General features: G+C 68.3%; 21 protein-coding genes. 10 read left to right on the top strand and 11 right to left on the bottom strand.

What is annotated here, in order from left to right; all coding sequences use genetic code 11:
- Positions 1 to 121: 121 nt before the first annotated feature.
- Together ACV22V_RS26480 and ACV22V_RS26475 are read right to left on the bottom strand one after the other, a co-directional pair.
- A complete protein-coding gene (locus ACV22V_RS26480) occupies positions 122 to 289 on the bottom strand; it encodes a DUF1427 family protein (protein ID WP_059534375.1) in 168 nt (55 codons plus the stop codon).
- A gap of 169 nt (positions 290 to 458) precedes the next feature.
- Complete coding sequence (locus ACV22V_RS26475; protein WP_059534377.1) at positions 459 to 1,145, bottom strand: hydrolase; 687 nt, start codon at positions 1,143 to 1,145, stop codon at positions 459 to 461.
- Between the two features lie 308 nt (positions 1,146 to 1,453).
- Between ACV22V_RS26475 and ACV22V_RS26470 the strand changes: the two genes are divergently transcribed.
- Both ACV22V_RS26470 and ACV22V_RS26465 read left to right on the top strand, forming a co-directional pair.
- On the top strand, positions 1,454 to 1,735 hold the full coding sequence (locus tag ACV22V_RS26470) for a XapX domain-containing protein (RefSeq protein ID WP_059534379.1): 282 nt from the start codon (positions 1,454 to 1,456) through the stop codon (positions 1,733 to 1,735).
- Positions 1,736 to 1,888: 153 nt separating this feature from the next.
- Entirely contained in the window at positions 1,889 to 2,797 is a 909-nt protein-coding gene (locus ACV22V_RS26465; RefSeq protein ID WP_448015995.1) for a LysR family transcriptional regulator, read from the top strand.
- A gap of 28 nt (positions 2,798 to 2,825) precedes the next feature.
- Here ACV22V_RS26465 and ACV22V_RS26460 read toward each other — a convergent pair whose 3' ends face one another.
- The 3 genes from ACV22V_RS26460 to ACV22V_RS26450 all read right to left on the bottom strand — a co-directional run bounded on the left by ACV22V_RS26460 (position 2,826) and on the right by ACV22V_RS26450 (position 6,755).
- Positions 2,826 to 4,289: a mechanosensitive ion channel domain-containing protein gene (locus ACV22V_RS26460; protein WP_448015994.1), complete on the bottom strand. Its 1,464-nt coding sequence runs from the start codon at positions 4,287 to 4,289 to the stop codon at positions 2,826 to 2,828.
- Positions 4,290 to 4,462: 173 nt separating this feature from the next.
- On the bottom strand, positions 4,463 to 6,256 hold the full coding sequence (locus ACV22V_RS26455) for an ATP-binding protein (protein WP_448015993.1): 1,794 nt from the start codon (positions 6,254 to 6,256) through the stop codon (positions 4,463 to 4,465).
- Between the two features lie 193 nt (positions 6,257 to 6,449).
- Positions 6,450 to 6,755 carry a hypothetical protein gene (locus ACV22V_RS26450; protein WP_448015992.1) on the bottom strand — a complete coding sequence of 102 codons (306 nt, stop codon included), beginning with the start codon at positions 6,753 to 6,755 and terminating at the stop codon, positions 6,450 to 6,452.
- Between ACV22V_RS26450 and ACV22V_RS26445 the strand changes: the two genes are divergently transcribed.
- Positions 6,754 to 7,395, top strand: a complete 642-nt coding sequence (locus ACV22V_RS26445) for an HD domain-containing protein (protein WP_448015991.1) — start codon at positions 6,754 to 6,756, stop codon at positions 7,393 to 7,395. The genes ACV22V_RS26450 and ACV22V_RS26445 overlap by 2 nt on opposite strands.
- Positions 7,396 to 7,420: 25 nt before the next feature.
- Here ACV22V_RS26445 and ACV22V_RS26440 read toward each other — a convergent pair whose 3' ends face one another.
- On the bottom strand, positions 7,421 to 7,846 hold the full coding sequence (locus tag ACV22V_RS26440) for a DUF3331 domain-containing protein (RefSeq protein WP_448015990.1): 426 nt from the start codon (positions 7,844 to 7,846) through the stop codon (positions 7,421 to 7,423).
- A 557-nt stretch (positions 7,847 to 8,403) separates the two neighbouring features.
- Here ACV22V_RS26440 and ACV22V_RS26435 point away from each other — a divergent pair.
- Positions 8,404 to 9,225: an alpha/beta fold hydrolase gene (locus ACV22V_RS26435; RefSeq protein WP_223961581.1), complete on the top strand. Its 822-nt coding sequence runs from the start codon at positions 8,404 to 8,406 to the stop codon at positions 9,223 to 9,225.
- Between the two features lie 128 nt (positions 9,226 to 9,353).
- Here the strand turns inward: ACV22V_RS26435 and ACV22V_RS26430 are convergent, their stop codons facing one another.
- Complete coding sequence (locus tag ACV22V_RS26430) at positions 9,354 to 10,934, bottom strand: MFS transporter (protein ID WP_059819784.1); 1,581 nt, start codon at positions 10,932 to 10,934, stop codon at positions 9,354 to 9,356.
- A 44-nt stretch (positions 10,935 to 10,978) separates the two neighbouring features.
- On the opposite strand from ACV22V_RS26430, the gene ACV22V_RS26425 reads away from it, so the two are divergent.
- Together ACV22V_RS26425 and ACV22V_RS26420 are read left to right on the top strand one after the other, a co-directional pair.
- Positions 10,979 to 12,046 (top strand): HlyD family secretion protein, encoded by a 1,068-nt coding sequence (locus ACV22V_RS26425; protein WP_448015989.1) that lies wholly within the window; start codon positions 10,979 to 10,981, stop codon positions 12,044 to 12,046.
- Positions 12,043 to 13,467, top strand: a complete 1,425-nt coding sequence (locus ACV22V_RS26420; RefSeq protein ID WP_448015988.1) for an efflux transporter outer membrane subunit — start codon at positions 12,043 to 12,045, stop codon at positions 13,465 to 13,467. Before ACV22V_RS26425 ends, ACV22V_RS26420 begins: the two co-directional genes overlap by 4 nt.
- Before the next feature lie 73 nt (positions 13,468 to 13,540).
- Here the strand turns inward: ACV22V_RS26420 and ACV22V_RS26415 are convergent, their stop codons facing one another.
- The 3 genes from ACV22V_RS26415 to ACV22V_RS26405 all read right to left on the bottom strand — a co-directional run bounded on the left by ACV22V_RS26415 (position 13,541) and on the right by ACV22V_RS26405 (position 16,230).
- Positions 13,541 to 14,197 carry a response regulator transcription factor gene (locus ACV22V_RS26415; RefSeq protein ID WP_448015987.1) on the bottom strand — a complete coding sequence of 219 codons (657 nt, stop codon included), beginning with the start codon at positions 14,195 to 14,197 and terminating at the stop codon, positions 13,541 to 13,543.
- A gap of 118 nt (positions 14,198 to 14,315) precedes the next feature.
- Positions 14,316 to 14,687 (bottom strand): response regulator transcription factor, encoded by a 372-nt coding sequence (locus ACV22V_RS26410; protein ID WP_059534390.1) that lies wholly within the window; start codon positions 14,685 to 14,687, stop codon positions 14,316 to 14,318.
- A 55-nt stretch (positions 14,688 to 14,742) separates the two neighbouring features.
- Positions 14,743 to 16,230: a winged helix-turn-helix domain-containing protein gene (locus ACV22V_RS26405; RefSeq protein ID WP_448015986.1), complete on the bottom strand. Its 1,488-nt coding sequence runs from the start codon at positions 16,228 to 16,230 to the stop codon at positions 14,743 to 14,745.
- 346 nt (positions 16,231 to 16,576) lie between these two features.
- Between ACV22V_RS26405 and ACV22V_RS26400 the strand changes: the two genes are divergently transcribed.
- Positions 16,577 to 21,661: a trifunctional serine/threonine-protein kinase/ATP-binding protein/sensor histidine kinase gene (locus tag ACV22V_RS26400; protein ID WP_448015985.1), complete on the top strand. Its 5,085-nt coding sequence runs from the start codon at positions 16,577 to 16,579 to the stop codon at positions 21,659 to 21,661.
- A 38-nt stretch (positions 21,662 to 21,699) separates the two neighbouring features.
- On the opposite strand, the gene ACV22V_RS26395 is transcribed toward ACV22V_RS26400, so the two are convergent.
- A complete protein-coding gene (locus ACV22V_RS26395; protein ID WP_448015984.1) occupies positions 21,700 to 22,965 on the bottom strand; it encodes an NAD(P)/FAD-dependent oxidoreductase in 1,266 nt (421 codons plus the stop codon).
- Positions 22,966 to 23,171: 206 nt separating this feature from the next.
- Between ACV22V_RS26395 and ACV22V_RS26390 the strand changes: the two genes are divergently transcribed.
- The 3 genes from ACV22V_RS26390 to ACV22V_RS26380 all read left to right on the top strand — a co-directional run bounded on the left by ACV22V_RS26390 (position 23,172) and on the right by ACV22V_RS26380 (position 25,289).
- A complete protein-coding gene (locus ACV22V_RS26390; RefSeq protein ID WP_059534396.1) occupies positions 23,172 to 23,444 on the top strand; it encodes a ubiquitin carboxyl-terminal hydrolase 14 in 273 nt (90 codons plus the stop codon).
- A gap of 134 nt (positions 23,445 to 23,578) precedes the next feature.
- Entirely contained in the window at positions 23,579 to 24,061 is a 483-nt protein-coding gene (locus ACV22V_RS26385; RefSeq protein ID WP_448015983.1) for a VOC family protein, read from the top strand.
- A 1-nt stretch (position 24,062) separates the two neighbouring features.
- Entirely contained in the window at positions 24,063 to 25,289 is a 1,227-nt protein-coding gene (locus ACV22V_RS26380) for an FAD binding domain-containing protein (RefSeq protein WP_448015982.1), read from the top strand.
- Positions 25,290 to 25,321 lie beyond the last annotated feature (32 nt).

Here is a 25,321-nt window from a genome sequence, read left to right as displayed (position 1 = left end):
ATCCTTGATCGCGACGGAGGTCGCGACGGGGTTCGTGCGGTCGAGGGTCGTGAATCTTCCGTTATGGAGGATCAGATCCGGTTGGGTCCCGGTTGCGGTCATGTGCATCACCTCGCTTCGATCAGAAGCCAAAGAGCTGTTTGAGGGTGGGAATGGCCTGCACGCCGATCACCATGCCGAGCAACCCGACCAGTGCGATCAGCGGCGGCGCGGGAGAGCGGACCTTGATTGCGCTGTAGATGACACCGATCAGCACGCCCGCACCAAGGGAAACCAGATAAGGTTCCATACGATCAATCTCCCGGACAAGTTGAAATGCAGGCCCTATGTCCTGGCAAACGCCGGGCGGACGGCATCGTGAATCATCACGGTTCGCCGTCCGCGTCGACGTATCGCCGATGCGGCGCGTCCGGATCGGACACGCCGCTTCGGCAGCGACAGTCGAGGACTGTCCGCGCTTACTTCGCCGGGACGGCCGGGATCGACTCGTGCGGCGTCGCGGTGCGCTGTGCCGCCTTGTGGACCATCGTGTACGCGTAGTCGACGCCCATGCCGTACGCGCCCGAATGTTCCTTCGCGATCGCCATCACGGCGTCGTACGTCTCGCGGTGCGCCCAGTCGCGCTGCCATTCGAGCAGCACTTGCTGCCAGGTGACCGGCACGACGCCCGCCTGCACCATCCGCTGCATCGCGAAGTCGTGCGCGGCCTGCGTCGTGCCGCCCGATGCGTCGGCGACCATGTAGATCTCGTAGTCGCCTTCGAGCATCGCGCAGAGCGCGAACGTCGTGTTGCAGACTTCCGTCCACAGGCCCGACACGACCACCTTCTTGCGGCCGTTCGCGGCCAGCGCGTCGCGCACCTTCTGGTCGTCCCACGAGTTCATCGACGTGCGTTCGAGCGTCTTCTGGTTCGGGAACACGTCGAGCAGTTCGGGATAGGTGTGACCCGAGAAGCTGTCGCTTTCGACGGTCGTGATCGTGGTCGGGATGTTGAATACCTTCGCGGCCTTCGCGAGACCGACGACGTTGTTCTTCAGCGTCTGGCGATCGATCGACTGAACGCCGAACGCCATCTGCGGCTGCTGGTCGATGAAGATCAGCTGGCTGTTGTGCGGAGTGAGTACTTCAAGCTTCGGGTTGCTCATGGCGGTGATGTCCTTTGACGCGGAGAAAAATGAGGCTCGCCTCGCCGACGAATCCGCGAGGCGTCCGATGCGCTGTGTCGGGAGGTTCGACAGCCGGCCCGCATCATTCAATACGCAAATTCGCGATCGCGCCAATTAATCGTTCTGATCATCGCGATCCTCGAAATTCAGGCTTAAGAGATCTGAATCTGGTTGAATCGACACGTGACGAACGCACAGACCTGCTAGGCTGAACCGAGACTTTCGGATCGACGCCAGATCGGTAGTTATCCAGATTTTTCACCCGGTCGTCACTCCATTCCAATTCCATGAAACCGTACACTGCTTCGCTTTTCGCCGGCATGCTCGCCGGCATCGTCTACGCGCTGATCGGCGTGCAATCGCCGGCGCCGCCGACCGTCGCCCTGATTGGCCTGCTCGGCATTCTGGTCGGCGAACAGATTCTTCCCGTCGCGCGGCGGATGGTCGGCGGAATCCGCCTCGGAACCGCGTGGAGCGACGCGAAGTGCAGCCAGCACATGTTCGGCGCGCTGCCCGGCGCCCACGCGTCCGACGCTGCCGCGAAGCGCCGCGAATCGACGCCGACCTGACCGGCATGCGCTGACCGGATGCGACAACGCGTGTCGGCGCGCACGCTTGCGCGTTCCCGGCACGTCGGGCGATGCCTCGCCCGATCCGTATTGGATTCGGTGCCGCTTGACGCTAACATGACAGCCCGATGCCCTTCCCCCGTGGAATTCGCCATGAAGCTGTCCTTCGAAGCGCTCGAAGCACTGGACGCGATCGACCGCACCGGTACGTTCGCCGAAGCCGCGGAACTGCTGCACCGCGTACCGTCCGCGCTGACTTACCTCGTACAAAAGCTCGAAAGCGACCTCGACGTCGCCTTGTTCGACCGCAGCGGGCGCCGGGCGCGGCTCACGCACGCGGGCCGCGTCGTCGTCGAGGAAGGCCGTCGGCTCCTGCATGCCGCCGAGCAGCTCGAACGCAAGGCGCAGCGCGCGCAGCAAGGCTGGGAAACCGAGGTCCGCATCTGCGTCGACGAGATCCTGCCCTTCGACGCGATGTGGCCGTACGTGCATGCGTTCTACGATCTCGAGATGGACACGCGGCTGCGACTCTCCACCGAAGTGCTCGGCGGCACCTGGGATGCGCTGATTTCGCGCCGCGCCGATCTGGTCGTCGGCGCGTCGGGCGAACCGCCGGAGCTGCCCGACATCGTGACGCGGCCGATCGGCACGCTCAGGCACGTGTTCGCGATCGCCCCCGACCATCCGCTCGCGGCGCTGCCGGAGCCGCTGTCGATGGCGTCGGTCGTCGAGCATCGCGGCGCGGTGATCTCCGATACCTCCCGCGAACTGCAGCCGCGTTCGGTCGCCGTCGATGCCGGGCAACCGTATCTCGCGGTGCCGACGCTCGCCGCGAAACTGGCCGCGCAATGCGAGGGACTCGCGGTGGGCACGCTCCCGGACTGCATCGCGGCACGCGCGATCGCCCAAGGCAGACTCGTCGCGCGCCAGGTAACCGGCATGCGCGACACGACCCATTGCTATATCGCGTGGCGCGGCGATGAAGCCGGACGCGCGCTGCACTGGTGGGTCGAGCAACTCGATCGCCCCGACCTCGTCGACCGGTTCACCGCGCTTGCCTGATTAGCCGGCCGCACGCCATGAAACCGCGTCAACCGAACGCATCGTGCAGGCGCTTCATCTCCTTCTCGAGCCACTCGATCAGATTGAACGACGCGTGAGCCTTCGCGGCCGGCGGGATCAGCATCCGCTCCTCGGTCGCGATGTGCTCGGTCAGCGATTCGCACATCAGCCTTCCCAGTTCGGGCTTCCTGGCGATCAGCGGCGACAGGTCGCGGCTGCTCAATTGATAGGCCGTCACGGCGGTCACCGCGTAGACGCTCGCATGAAGCCGCGTGCCGGCGAGCACGACGGACTGGCCGATCGCGTCGCCGGGCGCCATGCGCCTGACTTCGATGTCGCCGGCCGCGCCCGGCACGAACACCGACGCGACGCCGCTGCCGACGATGGTCAGCAGCCGCGCATCGGCATTCGACGCGTAGATCACCTCGCCCTTGTGGAACACGCGTGACGTCAGCGCGTCGGCCAGCACCGCCAGATCCGCGTCGTCGAGCTGCCGGAAGAGCTCGACCGCGCGCAACAGGCGCTGCCCGAGCGAAACCGCGCGATGCTCCGCGATGGTCCCGGCAAGCGGGCGCAACGCGACGTCCGCGGCGGCCAGATGCCGATGGGTCAGATCGTAGAGGCGGTTGCGGACCTCGATCTTCTTCTGCAACGTGTCGACGTAACAGACGAGCTCGTATTCGATCGAGTTGGTCCGGAACGCCTTGACGACCGAAACCGGCGCGGGGCGCGTCAGCACGTCGAGCGAACTGGCGGCGGCGCGATCGAGCGCATCGACGACCACGGCGGGCCGCACGCCGGGATCGATCTCGATCGTCAGCGTCACGCCGTGCACGCTCGCGGGCTCGCTCAGGTTGACGATCGTCGCCTTGGCCGCCGCGCTGTTCGGCACGACGACCAGATTGCCGAGGCCGCTGATCATCTTGGTCGCGCGCCAGTTGCTTTCGACGATGCGACCTTCGAGCTCGCCGATCGACACGGTGTCGCCGAGGCGAAACGGCTGCGTGGTGTTCAGGACCAGGCCCGAGAACACGTCGTTCAGCGTGTTCTGGAGCGCGAGGCCGAGGATGACCGCCACGGCGCCCGACGTCGCGACCACCCCGCTCAGCGGCAACCCGAGGACGTAGCCCAACGCCGCGACGGCCGCGGCACCGAACACGGCACCCGCCGCGATGTCGTGAAACAGCCGCTGGTTGCGCCACGCACGCGGCAACAGCAGATGATCGAGCATCAGACTGAACACCAGCGCGCACTGCAGCCACCACGCGACGGCGATCGCCTGGATCGCAAGGCGGTCGAGGCGGTCGGGCGACGACGGCACCGCGAGCGGGCTCACGCCGGTCGAGAACAGCGCATAAGTCAACGCGGCGAACGACGCGCAGCGCCAGATCGCCTTCGTCGTCGAACGGCCGGCCCCAAGCAGCCGCCAGGCAATCAGGTCGGCAAGAACGATCGGCGCGCCGTAGGCGACCGTGTCGGACAGGTTCGGCATGCTGGAATGGGCTGAGGGCGCGCTTCGCGACGGGCGGGGACCCTGCGCCGGCAGTCAGTGGCGTCGCGACAGCGATGAGCGGACAGTCCCCGCGCATGCAATGTAGACGCGCCGGCCGGCCAGGTCCTGTATTCGGTCTGAAATGTTCTGAATGTGCCATCGGCACACGGGCGCTACGCGTCGCGCGGCGACACCTCGGCCTCGCCCGCCTCGAACCCGAGCGCATGCACGGCCGACCAAGCGTCGTGCGCGATCTGCGTCGGCCGCGACGTATGGGCGAGCGCGGCCGCATACGCGGCCAGCAGCCGCACGCGCGCGTCGGCGTGCTCCGGTGTGTCGTCGAGATCGCGCATCGCGTCGAGCGCCGTGCGCGCCCGTTCGCGACATTCGTCCACGAGCGACAGGTCGAACAGGCACGGAACCGCGACCGCCGCCAGCGCGATGCCGACCTGCACGTCGCCGTTCGGCGAAAACGCCCAGTCGAGCGCCGCGCGCAGATTGCCGAGCTCGCGCCGGATCACGTCGAGCCGCGATTCGGCGAGCTGCCCGCCATCGTCGCCGGGCGCGAGCCTGAACAGCGTGTGGAAGTAGTTCGCATGCGCAAGCGCCGCGGCCGCGCATTCGCCGTTGTTCTCGAGCTGCTGCAGCGCATAGGCGCGCGTCGTCGTCAGCAGCCGGTAGCGCGGCGTGCCGTGCGCGCCCTCCAGGCTCAGCAGCGATTTCGACACGAGGCCGGCGATCGTGTCGAGCAGGTCCGCGCCGGCCAGTCCCTTCGCGCCGACGATCTCCCGCACCGCGTCGATCGAGAAGCCGTCCCGGAACACGCCGAGCCAGCGCAACAGCAGACGCTCCGCGTCGCCAAGCAGGCGGTAGCTCCAGTCATACATCGCCTGCAGCGTCTGATGACGCGGCAACGCCGTGCGAAAACCGCCGGTCAGCATCCGGAAATGGTCGTCGAGATGCGCGGCGAGCACGTCGATGCCGAGCACGGCCGCGCGGGCCGCGGCCAGTTCGATCGCGAGCGGCAGGCCGTCGAGACGCCGGCAGACCGACGCCATCAGCGTCAGGCTGCGTTCGTCGAGCGGAAAGCGCGGGTCGGCGGCGCGGGCGCGCGCCGAAAACAACTGCACGGCGCTCGCGCCCACGATCGCGCGTTCGTCCGCGCCCTCGTCGGGCACCTCGAGCGGCAAAACCGGACACAGTCGCTCGCCCTGGATGCGCAGCGCCTCGCGGCTCGTCGCGAGCACGCGAATGCCGGCATCCGCCTCGGTCAGCGCGGTCGCGATCCGCGCCGCGGCGTCGAGCAGATGTTCGCAATTGTCGAGCACCAGCAACATCCGCCGATGCGCGACGCTGGCGAGCACCGCCTCGAGCGTCAGCGATCCCGCCGGCTGCGCGAGCTCGAATGCGCCGGCCAGCGCGTCGGGCACGAACTGCGGGCACGCCACCGTGGCGAGCGACACGAACGCGGCGCCGTCCGGAAAGCTCGCCTCGGCGCGCATGGCCGCTTCCAGCGCAACCCGCGTCTTGCCGATGCCGCCGGCGCCGACCAGCGTCACGACGCGTGCGGTGTCGAGCGCGGCCAGGACCTCGGCGACCGTCTGTTCCCGGCCGATGAGTTCCGTCGGCGCCTGCGCCAGCCGCGACGTCACGGGACGCACGGGCGCCGCGCGCTCGGCTTGCCCGCCCACCAGCCGGTAGCCGCGCCCCGGCACCGTGACGATCAGGTTCCGGTCGCCGCCCAGCGCCTTGCGCAACGCGGCGACATGCACCTGCAGATTGTTTTCCTCCACGACCGTGTGCGGCCACACGCGCTGCATGATCTCGTCCTTCGACACCAATGCGCCGTTCGCCCGAATCAGGAGTTCGAGAATTTCGAATGCGCGACTGCCGATTCTCAGCAGTTTGCCGTTCGAGCGAATTTCACGTCTGTCGAGAAAGACGTGAAGCGTTCCAATCCGGATCATGTGAATTCTTAATCGTTTCCATTCGTCGATGCCCTGTCGGAAATGACACCGCTACCGTGCCAATGCTACGGCATTCGCTTCGAACAATGATTCAAATTATCAGAACACAATGAACAAATTTTTTGAATCGATGAAATTCGCGAACGCCGCCGACGGGACGGCCTTTGTTCTCGCACCCGCGCAGGATCGCGTATCACGGCGTCCGGCGGCACCGCCAATACGCGAAATAGTGATTTACCGATGAATTCTTTTCCGGCAGCAAAACCCGGTTATTCCAGCTTCGCTTTGGCAACCCGTCGTTTGCCGTGGCGAATCGAATGAATTGCGTTAATGTTCCGGAAAAGATGACTCGCGGCATTTTGGTGAAACCGATTCCCATCCCGCCGGTCGGGCGATTTTTCCTTTCAGAATGATTCAGGCCGCGCTCAAGACAATCGGCGGCGCGGCGCGAGACGATGGGCACCGGACAACCACCGTCACGCCGCGAGGAGGCGACCATGGGCCACCGTATCGCCGGCATCCTGATTCCCGACAGCGCGATCGCGCGCGAAGCCGCCGCGATCGCGCGGGCCGGCGAGCCTGAACTCCTGTTCCGGCATGCGATGCGCGTGTTCGCCTTTGCATCGGTCATCGGCACGCGTCGCGGCATCGCCTTCGATGCCGAGCTCCTGTACGTCGCCGCGCTATTCCACGACATCGGACTGGCCGAAGGCCACCGCGACTCGCACCGGCGCTACGAAATCGACGGCGCGAACGTCGCGCGCGGCTTCCTCGACGGATACGGCGTTGCCGCCGAAGACGCGGCCGAGGTATGGCGCGCGATCGCGCTGCACACGTCCTTCGGCCTTCATCCTCACATGACGCCGCTGACCGCATTGCTCGGCACCGGCATCGAGACGGATCTCTTCGCGCGTCATTTCGACGAGGTGAGCTGCGCCGAACGCAACGAGATCGTGAACGCCTGGCCGCGCGGCCCGTGCTTCAAGGAACTGTTCCTCGAAGCACTCGCCGCGGGCACCGCGCATCGCCCCGAGACCGCATTCGGCAACGTATGCGCCGACGCGCTCGAGCGTTGCGACCCGGACTATCGTCGGACGAATTTCTGCGGCCTGGTGCTCGGGTCGAAATGGGCGGACTGAGCGCGGCCGGCCGTGCCCGCCGCGGTCATGAACGGGGCTGCCTGACGATGAACCGGTCCAGCTCGCACGCGAGGATCGCCTCCCGATAGTTCGCGGGACGCTTGGCGCCGCGCCATTGCGGTTTGTAGATCGCGTCGCCGGTGCGAATCGTCGTGCCGGTCAGTGCGCAGCGCCCGGCGCTGCGCGACTTGGCGCTGATCCAGCGCTGCTCGTCGTAGCGACAGCGCGTCGGATCGCTCCACGATATCAACACCGACGAATCGGTCTGCCGCTCGACCGCGACGATCGCGCACCGGCGACGCGCATCGCCGCTCGACGCGGGCGGCGCCTCGTCGCGATGGCGGCGGCGCGCGGCGTCCGCGTCGCGAAGCTGCGACAACGCACTGCGACTCACTGCGGGCGACGGGTCGAGCAGTGTCATCACGTGTTCCCAGCGATTGAAGGCGTTCATGGCAACGTATCCAGGCAAATGGCGACGGGCCGGACGCATCACACCCGGGCACATCGCGGTCGTCATCCGCCGCCGCGAACTGGCACGATCCGCGACACGATGACCTGACCTTGACGATAGCGGGCCGCCGCTAAAGAGTCTTGATGCCGGGCTTAATTTTTCTGACCGGTGCATTCGTGCGTCGCGCGACACGCGCCGCGGCCGCGTTCACGACAATTCAGCGCGATTTCAGTACAGGACGCAGGGCCGCGCGATAGGCTCCTGTCCGCATTCGTTCGCTACGTTGCGCGCCCGCGGGCGCGAACGCGAACGCATGCCGGCTGCCGGCGCGATCGCCGCAGGCGGGCAGATCCGACCCAACCAACCAGCGCGGCACCGTTCCACCGCACGTTCAAGGAGTTCCCATGCGTCCCGCAGATATCGACGCCGTTCCCTCGGCGCGTCGCCGAGACATGTTGCTGGCCGGCGCGACTGCCGTTGCCGCCGCCACGCTGCCGGCCGCCGCTGCCGCCGCCGCGCCCAAACACGCCGCTTCCGCCCATCAAGGAGCCCATGCGATGAACACGATCACCACGAAAGACGGTACGCAGATTTACTTCAAGGACTGGGGCAGCGGCCGCCCGGTCGTCTTCTCGCACGGCTGGCCGCTGTGCGCCGATGCGTGGGACGCGCAGATGCTGTTCCTCGTGCAGCACGGCTTCCGCGTGATCGCGCACGACCGGCGCGGTCACGGCCGCTCGAGCCAGCCGTCGCAAGGCAACGACATGGACACGTATGCGGACGATCTGGCGGCGCTGATGAATGCGCTGGACCTGCGCGAAGCCACGCTCGTCGGCCACTCCACCGGCGGCGGCGAAGTCGCGCACTACATCGGGCGCCACGGCACGAAGCGCGTGTCGAAGGCCGTGCTGATCGGCGCGGTGCCGCCGCAGATGGTGAAATCGGCCTCCAATCCGGGCGGCCTGCCGATGGAGGTATTCGACGGCATCCGCAAGAACGTCGCCGAGAACCGTTCGCAGTTCTACAAGGATCTCGCCGTGCCGTTCTTCGGCTACAACCGCCCGAACGCCAAGGCGTCGCAAGGCACGATCGACGCATTCTGGGCGCAGGGCATGATGGGCGGCGTGCACGGCCAGTATCTGTGCGTCAAGGAATTCTCCGAGGTCGACTACACCGAGGACCTGAAGAAGATCGACGTCCCGACGCTGATCCTGCACGGCGAAGACGACCAGATCGTGCCGATCGACGATTCGGCGCGGTTGTCCGCGAAGATCGTGAAGCACGCGCAACTGAAGGTGATTCCCGGCGGATCGCACGGGATGTGCGTCGTCAATGCCGACCTGATCAATGCCGAACTGCTCGCGTTCCTGAAGGCGTAAGCGTCGCGGCACGGCGCGCCCGGCCATTGCGCCGGCGCGCTTCAGCAAGATTCAGGATTTTTCAGGCCGGCACCATCTCGTTGCGGCGAGCGCGATCGCCAAGATCGTCGCTGCGCGATGGCGGGTGCTTACGGCGCGCGCGCCGGCCTGAGCAGCATGCCGATCATCACCCCTGCAACCGCGACCGCCATCGCGACCCGGAAATTGTCGGCCAGCGCGAGCGTGGTCGCCTGGACCCGGACCGCCCGGTCGAGCAGCGCATAGGCCGCCTGGTCGCCTGCCGCGAAGGTGGCGCCGTGCGACACGAGCGACGCCGCGCCGGCCCGCAGGCGGTCGAGCGTTTGCGGATCCGACAGCGTGACATGCAGACCGACGAGATTCGAATGGGTAGCTTCCATGATGCGCTGGATCACCGCGATCGACGTCGTGCCGAGCTGCCCGCTCAGCAGGCGCGTCGTCTGCACGACGGCGCCGAACGTCAGCGCGTGCTCGGCCGTCACGTGCTTGCCGAAGAAGTAGATGACGGACGTGAGCGCCATCGTCTGCCCGAGCGCCTGGAGCAACTGCGACGGGATGAAATCGGGTTCGGCCCAGGCGGACGTGAGACGCGCGCCGAGCGCGAACGCAACCGCCACCATCAGGAAGCCGGCCACGATCATCCGGCGCGGATCGACACGCTGCAGCAGCCACGCGACGCATGGCGCGAACAGCAGTTGCGGAATCGCGATCCAGCGCAGCGTATCGCCGATCTGCAGCGGACGCAGCCCGTAGGTGCTCGCGAGAAACACCGACGGGATGAAGCTCGTATTGAGCACGGTGAAGCGCACGAGGCCGACGAGCACGATCAGCCATGCGATGTTGGGCCGCGCGAGGTAGCCGAGATCGATCCCGGCGCGCCGGGACGTGAGCTCGTGAATCAGGAATGCGGCAACCATCAGGATGCCGATGCACAGCAGCGCGACGATCAACGGCGACTGGAACCAGAACAGCCGTTCGCCCTGATCGAGCGCGATGCACAGGCACGTGAATCCGCCGGCGCCGAGCAGCATGCCGCGCGCGTCCATACCGGACGCGAAACGCTTGATCGGCTCGTTCGACAGCGACAGCAGCAGGCAGACGATGAACGGAAGCGTCAGCAGCGCGTTTTGCCAGAACAGCCAGCGCCAGCTCAAATGTTCGCTGTACCAACCTTCGAGCGTCGCGGACAGGTTCAGCGACATCTCGAGGTTCATCGCATACGCGGCGATGCCGAACGGAATGAGCCGCGGCGGCAGCGTGCGGACGACGAAGCCGACGGTCAGCGGCACGAACACGCCGGACGCGAAGCCGGCGAGGCTCTGGAACACGATGAACGTGCCGAAGTTCGTGCACAGCGGCAGCACGCTTTCGACGACGAGAAACACCGACGCGCCCGCCAGCAGCACGCGGCGCGTGCCGAACACGAAGGCCGCTGCGATCGCGAGCGGGCCGACGAACATCTGCGATGCGGTGAACGCCGTGTTGATCCACGCGCCTTCGTCGAACCCGACGCCGAGCGCGCCACGCACGTCGGCGAGCCCGAGCGACGTGATGCGCGACGTCAGCGTCGCGATGATCGCGCCGAGCAGCACGGACGCGATCGCGGCGATCGAACGAAACGTCGGTATGTCGGTGGCCGGCGCGGCGGCCGGCCCCGGTGTCGCGCCGCCGGGGGCGAACGTGGTGTTCATCGTCGAGTGGTTTCCACACATGAGGCTCGCGCAAGCATAGCGCGATGCGAAAAAAATCGTCTGTTCGATGGAGTATCCCGACCGTGACCCCGAACCCGCCGGACGCATCGTCCCCGCCCGCCGCGCGCTCGCGCAAGTGGCCGATCGTCCTGATCGCCGGTTGCGCGCTGCTGCTCGTCGCGCTGCTCGTCTACGAATTCGATGCGCATGAGCGCGGCACCGACGACGCCTACGTGACAGGGCACCTGCACGTGATCTCGCCGCGCGTGGCGGGCACGGTCGAGCGCGTGCTGGTGGACGACAACCGCTTCGTGCACGCGGGCGAGCCGCTCGTCCGCCTCGACCCGCGCGACTTCGACGTGCGCGTCGCGCTGCAGCGGGCGCGCGTCGCGCAGGCATACGCCGACGCGAGCCGCGCGAAGGCGCTGGTCGAACAAGCCGACGCGACGCGCGTGTCGGCGCATGCGGACGCCGAGAAGGCCGAACTCGATTACGCACGCGCACGCGAGCTGACCCGCGAAACGCCGCGCGGGTTGTCGCAGCAGGAATTCGATGCCGCCAACGCGGCGCGCACGTCCGCCCGCGCGCGCGTCGACGCGGCCGACGCGCAGCAGCGCGGCGCGCAGGCCGCGTGGCAGGCCGCCGCCGCCGTGTCGGGCCAGAACGACGCCGAGCTGCGCGACGCGGAGCTTCAGTTGCAATACACGACGGTCGTCGCGCCGTCGGACGGCTACGTCGGCAAGAAGACCGTCGAGACCGGCGAACACGTCGCGCCCGGCCAGGCGCTGCTGACGCTCGTCGAGCCGCACCCGTGGGTGGTCGCAAATTTCCGCGAAACCCAGCTGCGGCACGTGCGCACCGGCGACGTCGTGCAGTTGCGCTTCGACGCGCTGCCGGACCGGACCTTCAGCGGACACGTCGACAGCCTGTCGCCGGCGACCGGCGGGCAGTTTGCCCTGTTGCCGCCCGACAATGCGACCGGCAACTTCACGAAGGTCACGCAGCGGGTGCCCGTCAAGATCCTGCTCGACGGCCAGGCATCGAGCGAGCCGCGCATCCGGCCCGGCCTGTCGGTCGTCGTCACGCTGCAGCGCGAGCGCACGCGGCCATGATCCGCCTCGCCGCCTTGTTCGCCGCCGGCCTGCTGAGCGCGTGCACGATCGCGCCTCGGCCGCTCGCGCCCGTGCCGGTCGGATCCGACCGGTTTCGCCACGCCGATGCGGCACACGAACCCGCAACGCCGCTCGCCGAATGGCCCGCGTGGTTCGACGCACCGCCGCTCGTCGCGCTCGTCGATGCGGCGCTCGCCGGCAATCCCGACATCCGCGCCGCCGCGGCGCGCGTCGATCAGGCGCAGGCGCTGCTCGGCGTACGCGAAGCCGCGCTGGCGCCCACCGTCGGCGTCGCGCCGTCGTTCAGCCGCGCGCGCGTGTCGGGCACGGTCGACAACGCCTTGCCGAAACGCACGATGCACAACTGGTCGGTGCCATTCAACGCGAGCTACGAAGTCGATCTGTGGGGGCGTCTGCGCGGCGATGCCGAGATCGGCCGGCAGAACGTGCTGCAGGCGGATGCCGATCGCGCGGCGGTGCGCCTGCGCGTCGCGACCGACGTCGCGGCCGACTACCTGACGCTCCATTTCGTCGAACAGGATCTCGCGACGCTCGCGCGCGCGATCGAGCTGCGGCGCACCGCGCTCGACGTGATCGCCGCGCGCGTGCGGGCCGGCGCGGCGAGCGATCTCGACGCGCTGCGCGCATCGGCCGATCTCGATACGGCACGCGCGGATCTCGCGGACAGCAGGCGGCTACGCGAAAACCTCGTCGATGCGCTCGCCGTGCTGACCGGCGCGTCGCCGACCGCATTCGCCGTCGCGCCGACCGCATCGGCCGTTCGCGTACCGGACGTGCCGCCCGGCCTGCCGTCGACCCTGCTCGCGCAACGGCCGGACGTCTACGCGGCCGCGCGCCGTGTCGACGCGGCATCGCTCGATATCGGCGTCGCCCGCACCGCGTGGCTGCCGACCTTGACGCTGACCGCGCAGGGCGGTTTCGCCAGCCGCGATCTCGGCACGTTTCTCGATCGCAACAGTTCGCTGTGGGGACTCGGCGCGAGCGTCGCCGAAACGCTGTTCGACGGCGGCAAGCGCGACGCCGCGGTGGCCGCCGCGACGGCGGGCGCCGATGTCGCCGACGCGAACTATCGCGCGACCGCGCTCGGTGCGCTGCGCGAGGTTCAGGATGCGCTCAACGACATCGCCGCGCAGAAGGAGCGGATCGTGCGCTACGACGGCGCGGCGCGCGCCACCGAGGCGGCGGCGCGGTTGTCGCTGAGCCGTTACGCGCACGGCTACGTCAGCTATCTGGAAGTCATCGACGCGGACCGCGACGCATTGAGCGCGCAGCGCCAGCTGATTCACAGCCGCCAGGCGCTGGCCATCGCGACGGTCGGTCTCGTGCGCGCGCTGGGCGGCGGGTGGACACCGCCGGCGTCGGCGCCGGCGGGCGACGCGCATCGCGCCGGGCCGTTCTGAAAATGCCTGAACGTGCGTTCCGCCGTCGCTGGCGCACGCCGATGCCGTCGCATCGAACGCCCCGGCGCGCCCCTCAGTCGCCCGCGCCGGCCGGACGCACGCCGAGCGCCTCGGCCTGGCGCACGAGATCCGGCAGCGTGCGGACCTGCATCTTCTTCATCACCTGCGCACGATGCACCTTCACCGTGATTTCCTGCAGCCCGAGATTCGACGCGATCTGCTTGTTCATCCGGCCCGCGATCACCTGGCTCATGACTTCGCGTTCGCGCGGCGTCAACGACGCATAGGCCTGCCGCACCGCATCCAGCGCGCGCTCGCGCGCGAGGCGTTCGCCGTCGCGGGCCAGCGCGCGGCCGACGGCATCGAGCATCGTCTCGTCGTCGAACGGCTTCGTCAGGAAATCGAGCGCGCCGCCCTTCATGGCCTTCACGGTGGTCGGTACGTCGCCGTAACCCGTCATGAACAGGATCGGCACGTTCAGGCCCGCGCGCACCGCTTCCTCCTGAACGGCGAGCCCGCTCTCGTCGGCAAGGCGCACGTCGAGGATCAGGCAGCTCGGCACGTCGGGCCGCTCGAAGGCGAGGAACGCGCGCGACGTCGCGAACGTCTCGACGCGAAATCCCGCCGAGCGCAACAGCGCGCTCAGTGCGCGCCGCAACGTGTCGTCGTCGTCGACCACATAGACGATGGGCGCGGGATCGCCCGCGCCCTGGTTGCGGTTCGAAGTCATATCCGGCGTGCTCGCCATCGCATTCCCTGTGTAGTCATCCGCTTCATTATCGAATGATAAACCGAGAAAAATCCGGACGGTTACGCGTGAACGCGCGACGTGACGGCCGGCGGGCCGCTCACGCGGGCGGTGCGCCGGATGCGACCTGATCGATCAGGTTGAGCATGTCGTCAGACGGAAACGGCTTGCGCAGGAACGCGACCGCGCCTTGCGCGAGCGCCCGGCGGACCGACTCGTCGTCGCCGTGCGCCGACATCAGGATGACCGGAAGCGCCGCGTTGCGCTGTGCCAGCAGGCGCTGGACGTCGAGACCGCCCATCCCTTTCATCTTCAGGTCGAGCAGCACGCACGCCGCGTCGTCCAGCGGGCCGGCCGCGAGGAATTCCTCGCCCGACGCGAACGGCAATGCGGTATGGCCCGCCGATTTCAGCAGGCTGGCAAGACTCTTTCGGACCGACGCATCGTCATCGATGATGCAAACAAGGGCCATGAAATAAGAACCGGAAAATTGTGTCTATCGAGAACATCGCCGTGCGCCCCGGAGGTCACGCCCACGCCCCGGCAAGCAGCATGGGTTGCGCCGACGCGTCGGCCGGCGCGGGGTGCGGCGTGTCCGCGATCGTGTCGGCCGCGAACGACGCGCACCGCGCATGGAGGCGCCCGGCCTCGCCCGACTCCGCCAGTTTCTCGAGCGCATACGCACGCACGACCTCGAGCAGCGAGTAACGCTTCGACAGCCCGACGGAATGGACGACCAGAAGCGATTTCGATGCCAGGCCGACGAGCGCGTCGAGCACCTCCTCCGAACCCAGTTCGTCGCAGGCGGCGAGCGCGCAGGCCGCGTCGAGCCGGAACGCATCCGGAAACACCGCGAGACGGCACAGCACCGTGCGCTCCATGTCGTCGAGCAACCGATAACTCCACTCGATGGTGGCCCTGAGGGTCTGCTGCCGCGGGTGGGCCGTGCGCAGGCCGCCGGACAGCGACAGCACGGACTTGTCGAGATCCGCCGCCAGACCCTGGATGCCGAGCGACGCGACACGGGCCGCCCCGAGCTCGAGCGCGAGCGGCAGGCCGCTCAGGCGGCGGCAGATGGTCGCGATCGCGTCGAGGGTCTTCGCATCGGACGGAAGGTCCGTCCCCATCGCACGCGCGCGCGCCAGGAACATCCGGACCGCGCCGCTCGCGACGATATCGCCGGCGTTCGCGCCGGCCGGCGGCACCGACAGCGGACCGACGCGATAGACCCGCTCGCCCGCGACGCGCAACGGCTCCCGGCTCGTCACGACGAGTATCGCGCCAGGATTCGCGTCCGCGATCGCCTCGCTCAGATCCGCCAGATCGTCGACGTACGGCTCGGCATTGTCGAATACCAACACGACGCGCTGCTCGCCGATCGCCCGCACGACATCGGCGGGCCCTGCGGTGGCGTCGCCCGGCAGGTCGAGCGCGCCCAGCACCGCGGATGCCGGCGTCGCGCCGGCCTGCAGGCCGGCCAGATCGACCCGGGCCATCTCGATCCCGCGCGCCGCCGACCAGGCCGTCGCGACCTCCAGCGCCAGATGCGTCTTGCCGACGCCGCCGGGGCCGACCAGCGTGACGAGCGCCTCGCGCTCGAGCAGCTCGTGCAGCTCGGCCGCTTCCGTCTCACGACCAATCATCGGACATTTGCGCGGCGCGGCGCTCGTGCGGGCAGCACCCGCCGATTCGAACGCGATCGGCCGACGATCGTCATGCGTCCGGTCGGCCGGCGGCGCGAGCCGGTAGCCGCGCCCCGATTCGGTCCGGATCCACCCGTGCTTGCCGCCGAACAGCTTGCGCAGCGTCGAGATGTGGACCTGGATGTTGTTCTCGACCACGATCGTGTGCGGCCACACGGCCTGCATGATCTCGTCCTTCGACACCAGCCGGCCGGCCGCCTTCACCAGCAGCTCGAGGATCTCGAATGCCCGGGCGCCGATATACCGGGGCTGCCCGTCGACGCAGACCTCGCGGCATTCAAGGGAAACCGTCACCTGCCCGAACGTGTACATGATCCGCACTCGCTTATGCTGCGTGGCACCTTGCGCCGCCTCGCGAGACGACGCGCTCCTGGGTTGCCCGTCCGGCCGTGCCAAGGCAGGCCGGAAGGCTTGACCGTATCGTAGGTCGCAACCGGCGCCGCGAACATTATCCATAGGTTTAGTCCGGCATGGGCCGGTCGGCGGGGCGCAGGGGGCCTGCAAAATCCGCCGGGCTGTCGGACAATGCACGGGTCGCCGCCCGGACGTGCGCGACCGAGCCCGGCCGATCCCGCATCGCGAGCCGTTTCCGACCTGCTCCACCCAGCCTGCCCCAACCGTGAATCAGCCCTTGCGTGACCCGGACGCCTCGAATCGAATGGATGCCGACTGGCTCGCGCGCGCCCGCCTGTCGAACGTGGTGCGCTCGGGCGACGTCCTGACGTTCGACCTGACCGACGCCGCAACGGGGGATGTGTGGTCGGCATGCCAGACCGGCTGGGTATCCGATCAGCGCTGCCGGCAGTTCGAGCAGGAATACGCATTGGCCGGGCTCCTGGACCCGGCGCGTGCGCTCACGCCGACGGCGCTGATCCGCGCGGCCGACGGCCCGGTGCTCGTCTATCCGCGCCTGGACGTGCGTGCGTTCGACACGCTGACGCACGGGCGGCTGCCGCTCGACGTCTTCCTCGAAACCGCGATCGGCGCCGCACGCGCGCTCGGCGAACTGCATCGGCACGGCTGGCTGCACGGCGATCTCCAGCCGGCCAGTTTCGTCATCGCACCGGACGGCACGGTCATGCTCCGCGCGTTCGCCCATGCCCGGGAGCGCGGCACGAAAAAAGCGGCGGCGGGCACGATGCGCACGGATTTCGCCGCATACGCGGCGCCGGAAGTCTCGGAAGGCGCATCCGTCGACGAGCGCGCCGACCTGTACGCGTTCGGCATCACGCTGTTCCGCCTGCTGACCGGCGCGATGCCGTACAAGGCCGCATCGACGTCCGATTGGGTCCACGCGCACGTCGCGATACAGCCGTCGCCGCCCGCGGCGTTTCGCGGCGACGTGCCCACCATCCTGAACGATCTGATCCTGAAGCTGATCGCCAAGGAGCCCGCCGATCGCTACCCGTCCTGTGAAACGGTGCAGCACGATCTCGAGCGGATCCTGCACGACTGGCGGGCAGCGGGCCGCGTCGAGCCCTTCGCGCTCGGCGGTCGCGATCCGTTCGCCGGTTTGCACGCGCCCGACCTGCCGGTCGGCCGCGACGCTGAAATTCACCTGCTCGAGGGGAGTCTGGACGCCGTCATGCGCACCGGCGAGACGGCCGTCGTCCTGATCGACGGGCCGGCCGGCGTCGGCAAGACCGCGCTCGCCGAACACTTCATCCGCCATGCGCGCGCGGCATCCGGCACGGCCTGGTGCACGTCGGCCAAGATCGATCAGTTCCAGCCCGCGCGGCCGTATGCGCCCGTGCTGCAGGCATTGCGCGCGCTGTTCGGCAGCGCGCTGGCCAGGCGCGACGACGAAATCGCGGTGATCGCCGCGCGGCTGCGCGATCGCGTGGGCCGTCAGGCCAGCGTCCTTTCCGCGATCTTTCCGGAAACCGCGTGGCTCCTTGATGTCGAGCCCGTCGCGTTCGACCACACCGATGCGATTCCGGCATTTCATCTCTGCCAGATCGTCGTGAATGCATTCCGCGCGTTCGCGGCGCCGGCCGAACCGCTCGTCATGACGCTGGACGACATCCAGTGGGCCGATGACGCGACGCTCGCGTTTCTCGCTTCCATCGTGCTCGATCCGCCGGCGCATTTCTGCATCGTCGCCGGTTACCGGAGCGGGCCGCAGCACGACTACCCGCCGGCGTTCCGTCGCTTCCTCCAGCAGATCGATCGCGGCCGCCTGTCGTCGTTGACGCTCGCGCCGCTCGGCGCGCCCGACGTCACGCGCATGCTGGCCGGCATGCTCGGGGAAGCGCCGGACCGTTTGGCCGGGCTCGGCGACATCGTGCATCGCAGGACGGGCGGCAATCCCTTCCACATCCAGCAGCTGCTGCGCACGCTGATCGACGAGCAACTGCTCGGCTACGATCCGGTGCGGCAAACGTGGCAATGGAACGCAGGCGAAATCGACGCGCACCACCAGACCGAGAATGTCGTGAGCCTGCTCGCGATCCGGATGCAGCGCTTGCCGCATGAATCGAGAACGCTGCTGGCGCTGATGGCCTGTATCGGCATCGACACCGACGAAGCGTTGTTGCGCGCCGCCGCCGGCAAAACGCTGGCCGAACTCCGCTTCTGGCTGGACCCGGCGCGCCAGATGGGCCTCGTGTCGCTCTCCGGCGACCGCTGGCGCTTCACGCACGACCGCATCCTCGAGGCGGTCTACGCGCTCACGGGGAGCCCGGTGCGCGCGCTGCGCCACGCCCGGATCGCCGCCGCGATGCTGGCACGCGCGAACGCGCCGTCGCCCGAATCCTTGCTGGCGCTCGCTGCCCAGATCGAACTGGCGAAAGACGTGCCGCTCGACGACACGCTCGCGCTCGCGTTCGCGGGCGCGCTGACCGACGCCGCGGCGGCCGCCGCCACGGCCGCCGCGCGCGATCGCGCGTTGTCGTTTCTGGCGCTGGCGCAATCGTTGCTCGGCCCGCATGCGTGGTCGCGACACTACGGTCTCGCAAGCCGGATCGGCATACTGCGTAGCGGCCTGCTGCTCGCGATCGGCGAAACCGCGCAGGCGTCCGACGCGATCGACATGCTGATGGCGCGGACGCGCACGCCCGCCGATCGGGCCGAGGCGCATCGGCTGAAGGCCGCGCAGCTCACGGTCGAGTCGCACTACCGGCAAGCCATCGACGTCGCGCTGGCCGGGCTGGCGCTGCTCGGCGTCGAGCTGCCCGCCGAGCCGGCCGAGGCCGATCTCGCGGCGGCCTGCGAGGCCGTGCACACGGCGCTCGACGGCCGCGCCATCGCCGATCTGATCGACCTGCCCGTGATGACCGACACGCGCGTCGAAGCCGCGATGGCGCTGCTGACCGCGCTCGAAGCCGCGATGTTCTATCCGAGCGGCGGGCTGATGCTGCTGCATTTCGCGACGATGGTGCGGCTGACGCTGCGCCACGGTGTCACCGCCGCGTCGGTGCAGGGGCTCGCGTGGTATGGCGTCAGCATCGCCGAGCATCACGACGCGTATGAGGACGGCTTCGAATTCGCCAAGGTCGCGCTCGCGCTGGTCGATCGCCACGGCTTCGAGCGCTATCGCTCCGCCACGCTGATCGCGCTCGACCAGGTGAGCGTCTGGACGCAGCCGCTGTCCTATGCACTCGAACGCGCACGCGATGCGAAAGCGGCGGGCAATGCGAGCGCCGAGCTGCGCTGGATGTGCTACAGCTGCAACCACATCGTCAGCGATCTGCTGTCGATGGGTGAAGCGCTGCCCACGATCCGCGACGAAATCGACCCGCTACTGGAAATCGCGCGCGGCACGCACTACGACGACATCGTCGACCTCGTCTCCACCCAATCGGAATTCATCGACGCGCTGCAGTTCGGCCAGGACCGTATGATCGGCACGTGGCGGGCCCGCGCGTCGACCCGGACCCCGATGTCGGTCCTGGCGTTCTGGACCGACGTGCTCGTCGGCCAGGCGGCGTTCATCTTCGGCGATGCGGCGACGGCACGCGCATCGCTCGACGCGGCCGCATCGAGTGCGTGGTCGACGCCCGCGCACATCATGCTTGCCGATTTCCACCTGTTCAGCGTGCTGGCCGGCATCGCGGCCGACGACGGCGCAACGCCGCCCGATCGCCTGATCGAGCGCTTCGCGCCGCAGCGCGCCAGGTTCGCGGCGTGGAGCGAGCGAAATCCGGGTACGTTTCTCAACAAGCTTGCGCTGATCGACGCCGAATTCGCGCGCGTGCGCGGCGAGCAAGTCATCGCAATGCAGCAGTACGAAACATCGGCCGGCCTCGCGGCGGAACGCGGTTTCGTGCACGAACAGGCGCTCGCGCACGAACGGGCTGCGGAGCATGCCGCGTCGCTCGGGCTCGCCGGCCACGCCCGCCATCAGTTGCGGCTCGCCCATGCGTGCTACCGGCGCTGGGGCGCGACCGGCAAGACCCTGGCGATGGAGGCGCAGCATCCGTTCCTCGTGATGGATCCGTCGCCGGGCGGCCCGGCCGCGCCCGCGTGCGAGGATCTCGATTTCGCGCTCGCGATGCGCGTGGCCCACTCGCTGTCCGAGGAAATCGTGCTGGAGCGCCTGATCCAGACGCTGATGCGCAACATGCTCGTGTACGCCGGCGCACGCCATGGCCTGCTGCTGCTCGCGCGGCGCGACCGGCTGACCATCGAGGCGGTGGCACGCATCGCGGGCAGCGACGTGATCGTCGACATCGCCCGCGGCGAACCGACCGAACAGGATGTGCCGCTGTCGATCCTGAACACCGTCGCGCGGACCCGCAAACCGATCGTGCTCGCGAATGCGCAGCGCGACGGTGTTCCCGATCACGTCGACAGCCTGCGCGCGCACCCGACGCGCTCGTTGTTCTGCCTGCCGCTATTGAAACAGGGCGCGCTGATCGGCGTGCTGTATCTCGAGAATGCACTGAGCAACGGCGTGTTTTCGCCGCGGCGCATCGCGATGCTGGAAGTGCTCGCGCCGCAGGCCGCCAACGCGCTCGAATCCGCGCGGCTCTACGCGGAACTGATCGACGAGAACGTTCGCCGGGTCAAGACCGAGGCCGAGCTGCGGCACGCGCGCACCGAACTCGCGCGCACCGCGCACATGACGGTGATGGGCGAACTGGCCGCATCGATCGCGCACGAGATCAATCAGCCGCTGACGAGCATCGTGTCGAGCGTCGGCGCGTGCCTGCGCTGGTTGCGCGGCCCGCAACCCGATCTCGGCGAGGCGCTCGCGAGTCTCGAGGACATCCGTGCGTCCGGCGTGCGTGCGGCCGACATCGTCCGCGCATTGCGATCGCTCGCGCGCCAGGCACCGCCCGCGCTTGCACCCGTCGCGATCGACGACCTGGTTCGCGACATGCTGCGTCTCACCGAGACGGAAATCGACGCGAAGCGTGTGGTGCTGCGCGTCGACCTGCACTGCGACGGCGTGCACGCGATGGCCGACCGCACCCAGATCCAGCAGGTGATCCTGAACCTCGTCACCAATGCACTCGACGCGATGGACGGACTCATCGCGCCGCGCGAACTCGAGATCACATCGCAGGTCGGCGACGGCCACGCGGTCGTCTGCATCGCCGATCGCGGCGCCGGCATCGACGCGGACATCGCGAACCAGATCTTCGACCCGTTCTTCACGACGAAATCGCACGGTATGGGGATGGGCCTCGCGATCTGCCGCTCGATCATCGAAGCGCATGGCGGCACGCTCGAGGCCGCGCCACGCGACGGGCACGGTACCGTCATGACGTTCCGGCTGCCGGTGTCGACGCCTGGCTGATATCGGCGGCAGATGCACCGGCACCGCGCTGTTCAGGTTCAGCGCTGGCGGTGTGCGTCCTCGCTCAGGAATCGATGGACGAAGGTCACGGCCATCGCCCCCTCGCCGACCGCCGACGCCACCCGCTTGACCGAACCCGACCGGACGTCGCCCGCCGCGAACGAACCCGGCACGCTCGTTTCCAGAAAGTACGGCCGGCGCTCGAGCGGCCACACGCGCTCGAATGCCGGACAGTCGTAAAGATCGCTGCCGGTGACCAGATAGCCGCCCTCGTTGCGGATGATGTTCGTATCCCGTGCCCATTCGGTGTTCGGCGCACCGCCGATGCAGACGAACAGGTGCGTGGCCGGCAGCACTTCACGCGCGCCGTCTTCCGTGCGCAGCACGATCGCCTCGAGCCGATCGTCGCCCTGCAGCGCGTCGACGGTCGTGCCGTAGCGGACGGTCACGTTCGGCATGCGCTCGATCCGGTCGATCAGATAGCGCGACAGCGTCGCCGCGAGCGACGCACCGCGGACGATCATCGTGACTTCGCGTGCGTGCCGTGCGAAGTTCATCACGGCCTGGCCGGCCGAATTTCCGCCGCCGACGATGAACACGTGCTTGCCCTCGCACATCGACGCTTCGCTCGATCCCGCGCCGTAGAACAGGCCTGCGTTGAGAAACCGCTGTTCGTCCGGCAAACCGAGGCTGCGGTATTCGATGCCGGTCGCACAGATATTCGCGCGCGCGGTCAGGATCGAGCCGTCGGCCAGGTCGACGCGAATCTTGCCGTCGACGAACGTCGCATGCACGCCCTCGCGCATCATCAGCAGCTCGACGCCGAACTTGACCGCCTGCTGGCGCGCACGCTCGGTCAGTTCGGCGCCCGGTATGCCGTCCGGGAAGCCCATGTAGTTCTCGATCAGCGAACTGGTCCCCGCCTGTCCGCCGACCGCATCGCGCTCGATCACGACGGCCCGCAGCCCTTCCGATGCCGCATAGACAGCGGCCGACAAGCCCGCCGGGCCGGCGCCGTAGATCGACACGTCGTACTCGACGAAGCGCGGCCGGGCGACCCAGCCGAGCTTGGCGGCGATCTCCGGCAGCGTCGGCTGGTAGAGGCACGTGCCGTCCGGAAAGACGACGGCCGGCAGCCGGATGTCGCGCAGCGGCGCGATGCCCAGCTCGCGCATGCAGTCGGTGTCGGACGTCAGTTCGCACCACGCGTACTCGACCACGCCGCGCTTCAGGAAGTCGCGAATTGCGTAGGCCTCCTTGCTGTTCGGCAAACCGATGACCTTGACCTGCTGAGACTGCGTCATGAAACCCTCCCGGTGACCGCGTTGCCGCATTTCATGTCGGCCGCACTTGCGACTGTACGTCGTCATCGCCTTCACGCCGCCGCGCTTCATAAGAATTAAGGTCCGCTCGCACCGCGACCGTCCACAATGAAGCCTGTCCACCTCCGCTCGCAGCTTCGCGCCGGCCGCGCTGCGAGCGCTCTGCGGCGCCGGCATCGGAGCGAAAGATGGCCACGACCTGCACTCACCTCGGCGAAGCACGCGTGCTGAACACCGACAAGGACTACTGCGAGGAGTGCGTGAAATCCGGCAGCCGGTGGGTGCATTTGCGCCTGTGCCTGAGCTGCGGGCAGGTCGGTTGTTGCGACTCGTCGCCGAATCGCCATGCGAGCCGGCATTTCCACGAAACCGGCCACCCGCTCGCCCGTTCGATCGAGCCGGGCGAGCGCTGGGTGTGGTGCTATGCGGACGACGTCATGGCCGGCGAAATCGCGTCGTAACGCATCGCGCGCCGGCATCCGGCACCCTTTTCGACCGCGGGTAAACACCGCTCGATCGCGGCTTTGTCCTGCCGATCTTTTCCACTATAATTTATCGAACGATAACTTATCGCCCGATAAACACGAGGTGTCCCATGCCTGTATCCAGACTCGCGCACTACTCGATCCGCACGCTCGATCTCGAAAAATCGTGCCGGTTCTATGAACGCGTGCTCGGCTTCAAACGCGGCTATCGCCCGCCGTTCGACTTTCCGGGCGCGTGGCTCTACAAGGGCGGCGACGAAGCCGACTACGGAATCGTTCACATCATCGGCGTCGATCCGGCCAACCCGGACGGGCTCGCGGCCTATCTCGGCGACAAGGCGCTGCCGGCCACCGGCACGGGCACCGTCGATCACATCGCGTTCCTCGCGACCGGCGTCGAGGCGACGTGGCATACGCTGCGCGCCGAGAACATCCCGTGGCGCGACCGCACGGTGCCGAGCCTCGGGCTGCACCAGGTCTTCATCGAGGATCCGTCCGGCGTGACGATCGAACTCAACTTCGCTGCCGCCGAGGTCGAAGGCCTGGCGCTTCCCGACGCGGCCGCAGCGGCCCGCGCATCCATCGGAGACTGACATGAACGACGTCACTTCAACTCACCGCAAGGCCGTCATCGTCGGCGGCTCGCTGGGCGGCCTGTTCGCCGCGAACCTCCTGCTGCGCAACGGCTGGGACGTGGACGTGTACGAGCGGGTTCCCGAGGCGCTGTCGGGCCGCGGCGCCGGCATCGTCACGCATCCGGAACTGTTCGACGTGATGCGCGCCGCGGGCGTGCGCATCGACGAATCGATCGGCGTCAAGGTCGAGTCGCGCATCACGCTGTCGCAGGACGGCGCCGTGGCGTCGGCGCGCCGGCTGCCGCAGACGCTCACCGCGTGGAGCAAGATGTATCACGTGCTGCGCGCGGCGCTGCCCGATCAGCACTATCACCCGGGCGCCGTCGTGACCGACGTCTCGGACGGCCCGGCGCACGCGTCCGTCACGCTGTCCGACGGCTCGGTCGTGCACGCCGACCTCGTCGTCGCGGCCGACGGATTCCGCTCCGCGATTCGCGAACGGCTCGTGCCGGACGCACGGCTTCAATACGCGGGCTACGTCGCGTGGCGCGGGCTGGTCGACGAAGCCGCGCTGTCGGACGCGACCGACGCGACCCTGTTCGACAAGTTCGCATTCGGCCTGCCGCCGCACGAACAGATCCTCGGCTATCCGGTCGCCGGCCAGGGCAACAGCACGCTGCCCGGCGAGCGCCGCTACAACTTCGTCTGGTATCGCGCGACGAGCGAGGACACCGACCTTCCGAACCTGCTGACCGACGAGACCGGCAAGCTGTGGGCGGGCGGCATTCCGCCGACGCTGATCCGGCGCGACGTCCTCGCCGATCTCGAGGACGCGGCCCACGCGCTGCTCGCGCCGCAGTTCGCGGAAGTCGTGTCGCGCGCGACGCAGCCGCTGTTCCAGCCGATCTACGACCTCGAAGTGCCGCGCATGGCGTTCGGCCGGATCGCGCTGCTCGGCGATGCCGCGTTCGTCGCGCGGCCGCATTGCGGAATGGGCGTCACCAAGGCCGCCGGCGATGCGCTCGCGCTCGTCGGCTCACTCGCCACGCGCGCCGACACGCTCGACGCACTGAGCGAATACAGCGAAACGCGCACGGCGTTCGGCATCGCGATCGTGCAGCACGCGCGCCATCTCGGCGCCTACATGCAGGCGCAACTGAAAAACGACACCGAGCGCGAAATGGCCGAGCGCTATCGAACGCCGGAAGTCGTGATGCGGGAAACCGCCGTGCCGCCGCACGTCTGAGCCCGGCAACGGCGGGCGGCGCGCACGACACG

Source organism: Burkholderia sp. AW33-5, assembly GCF_053427615.1.
Note: the sequence above shows the minus strand (reverse complement) of the source record. Positions and strands in the feature narration are given on the sequence as shown.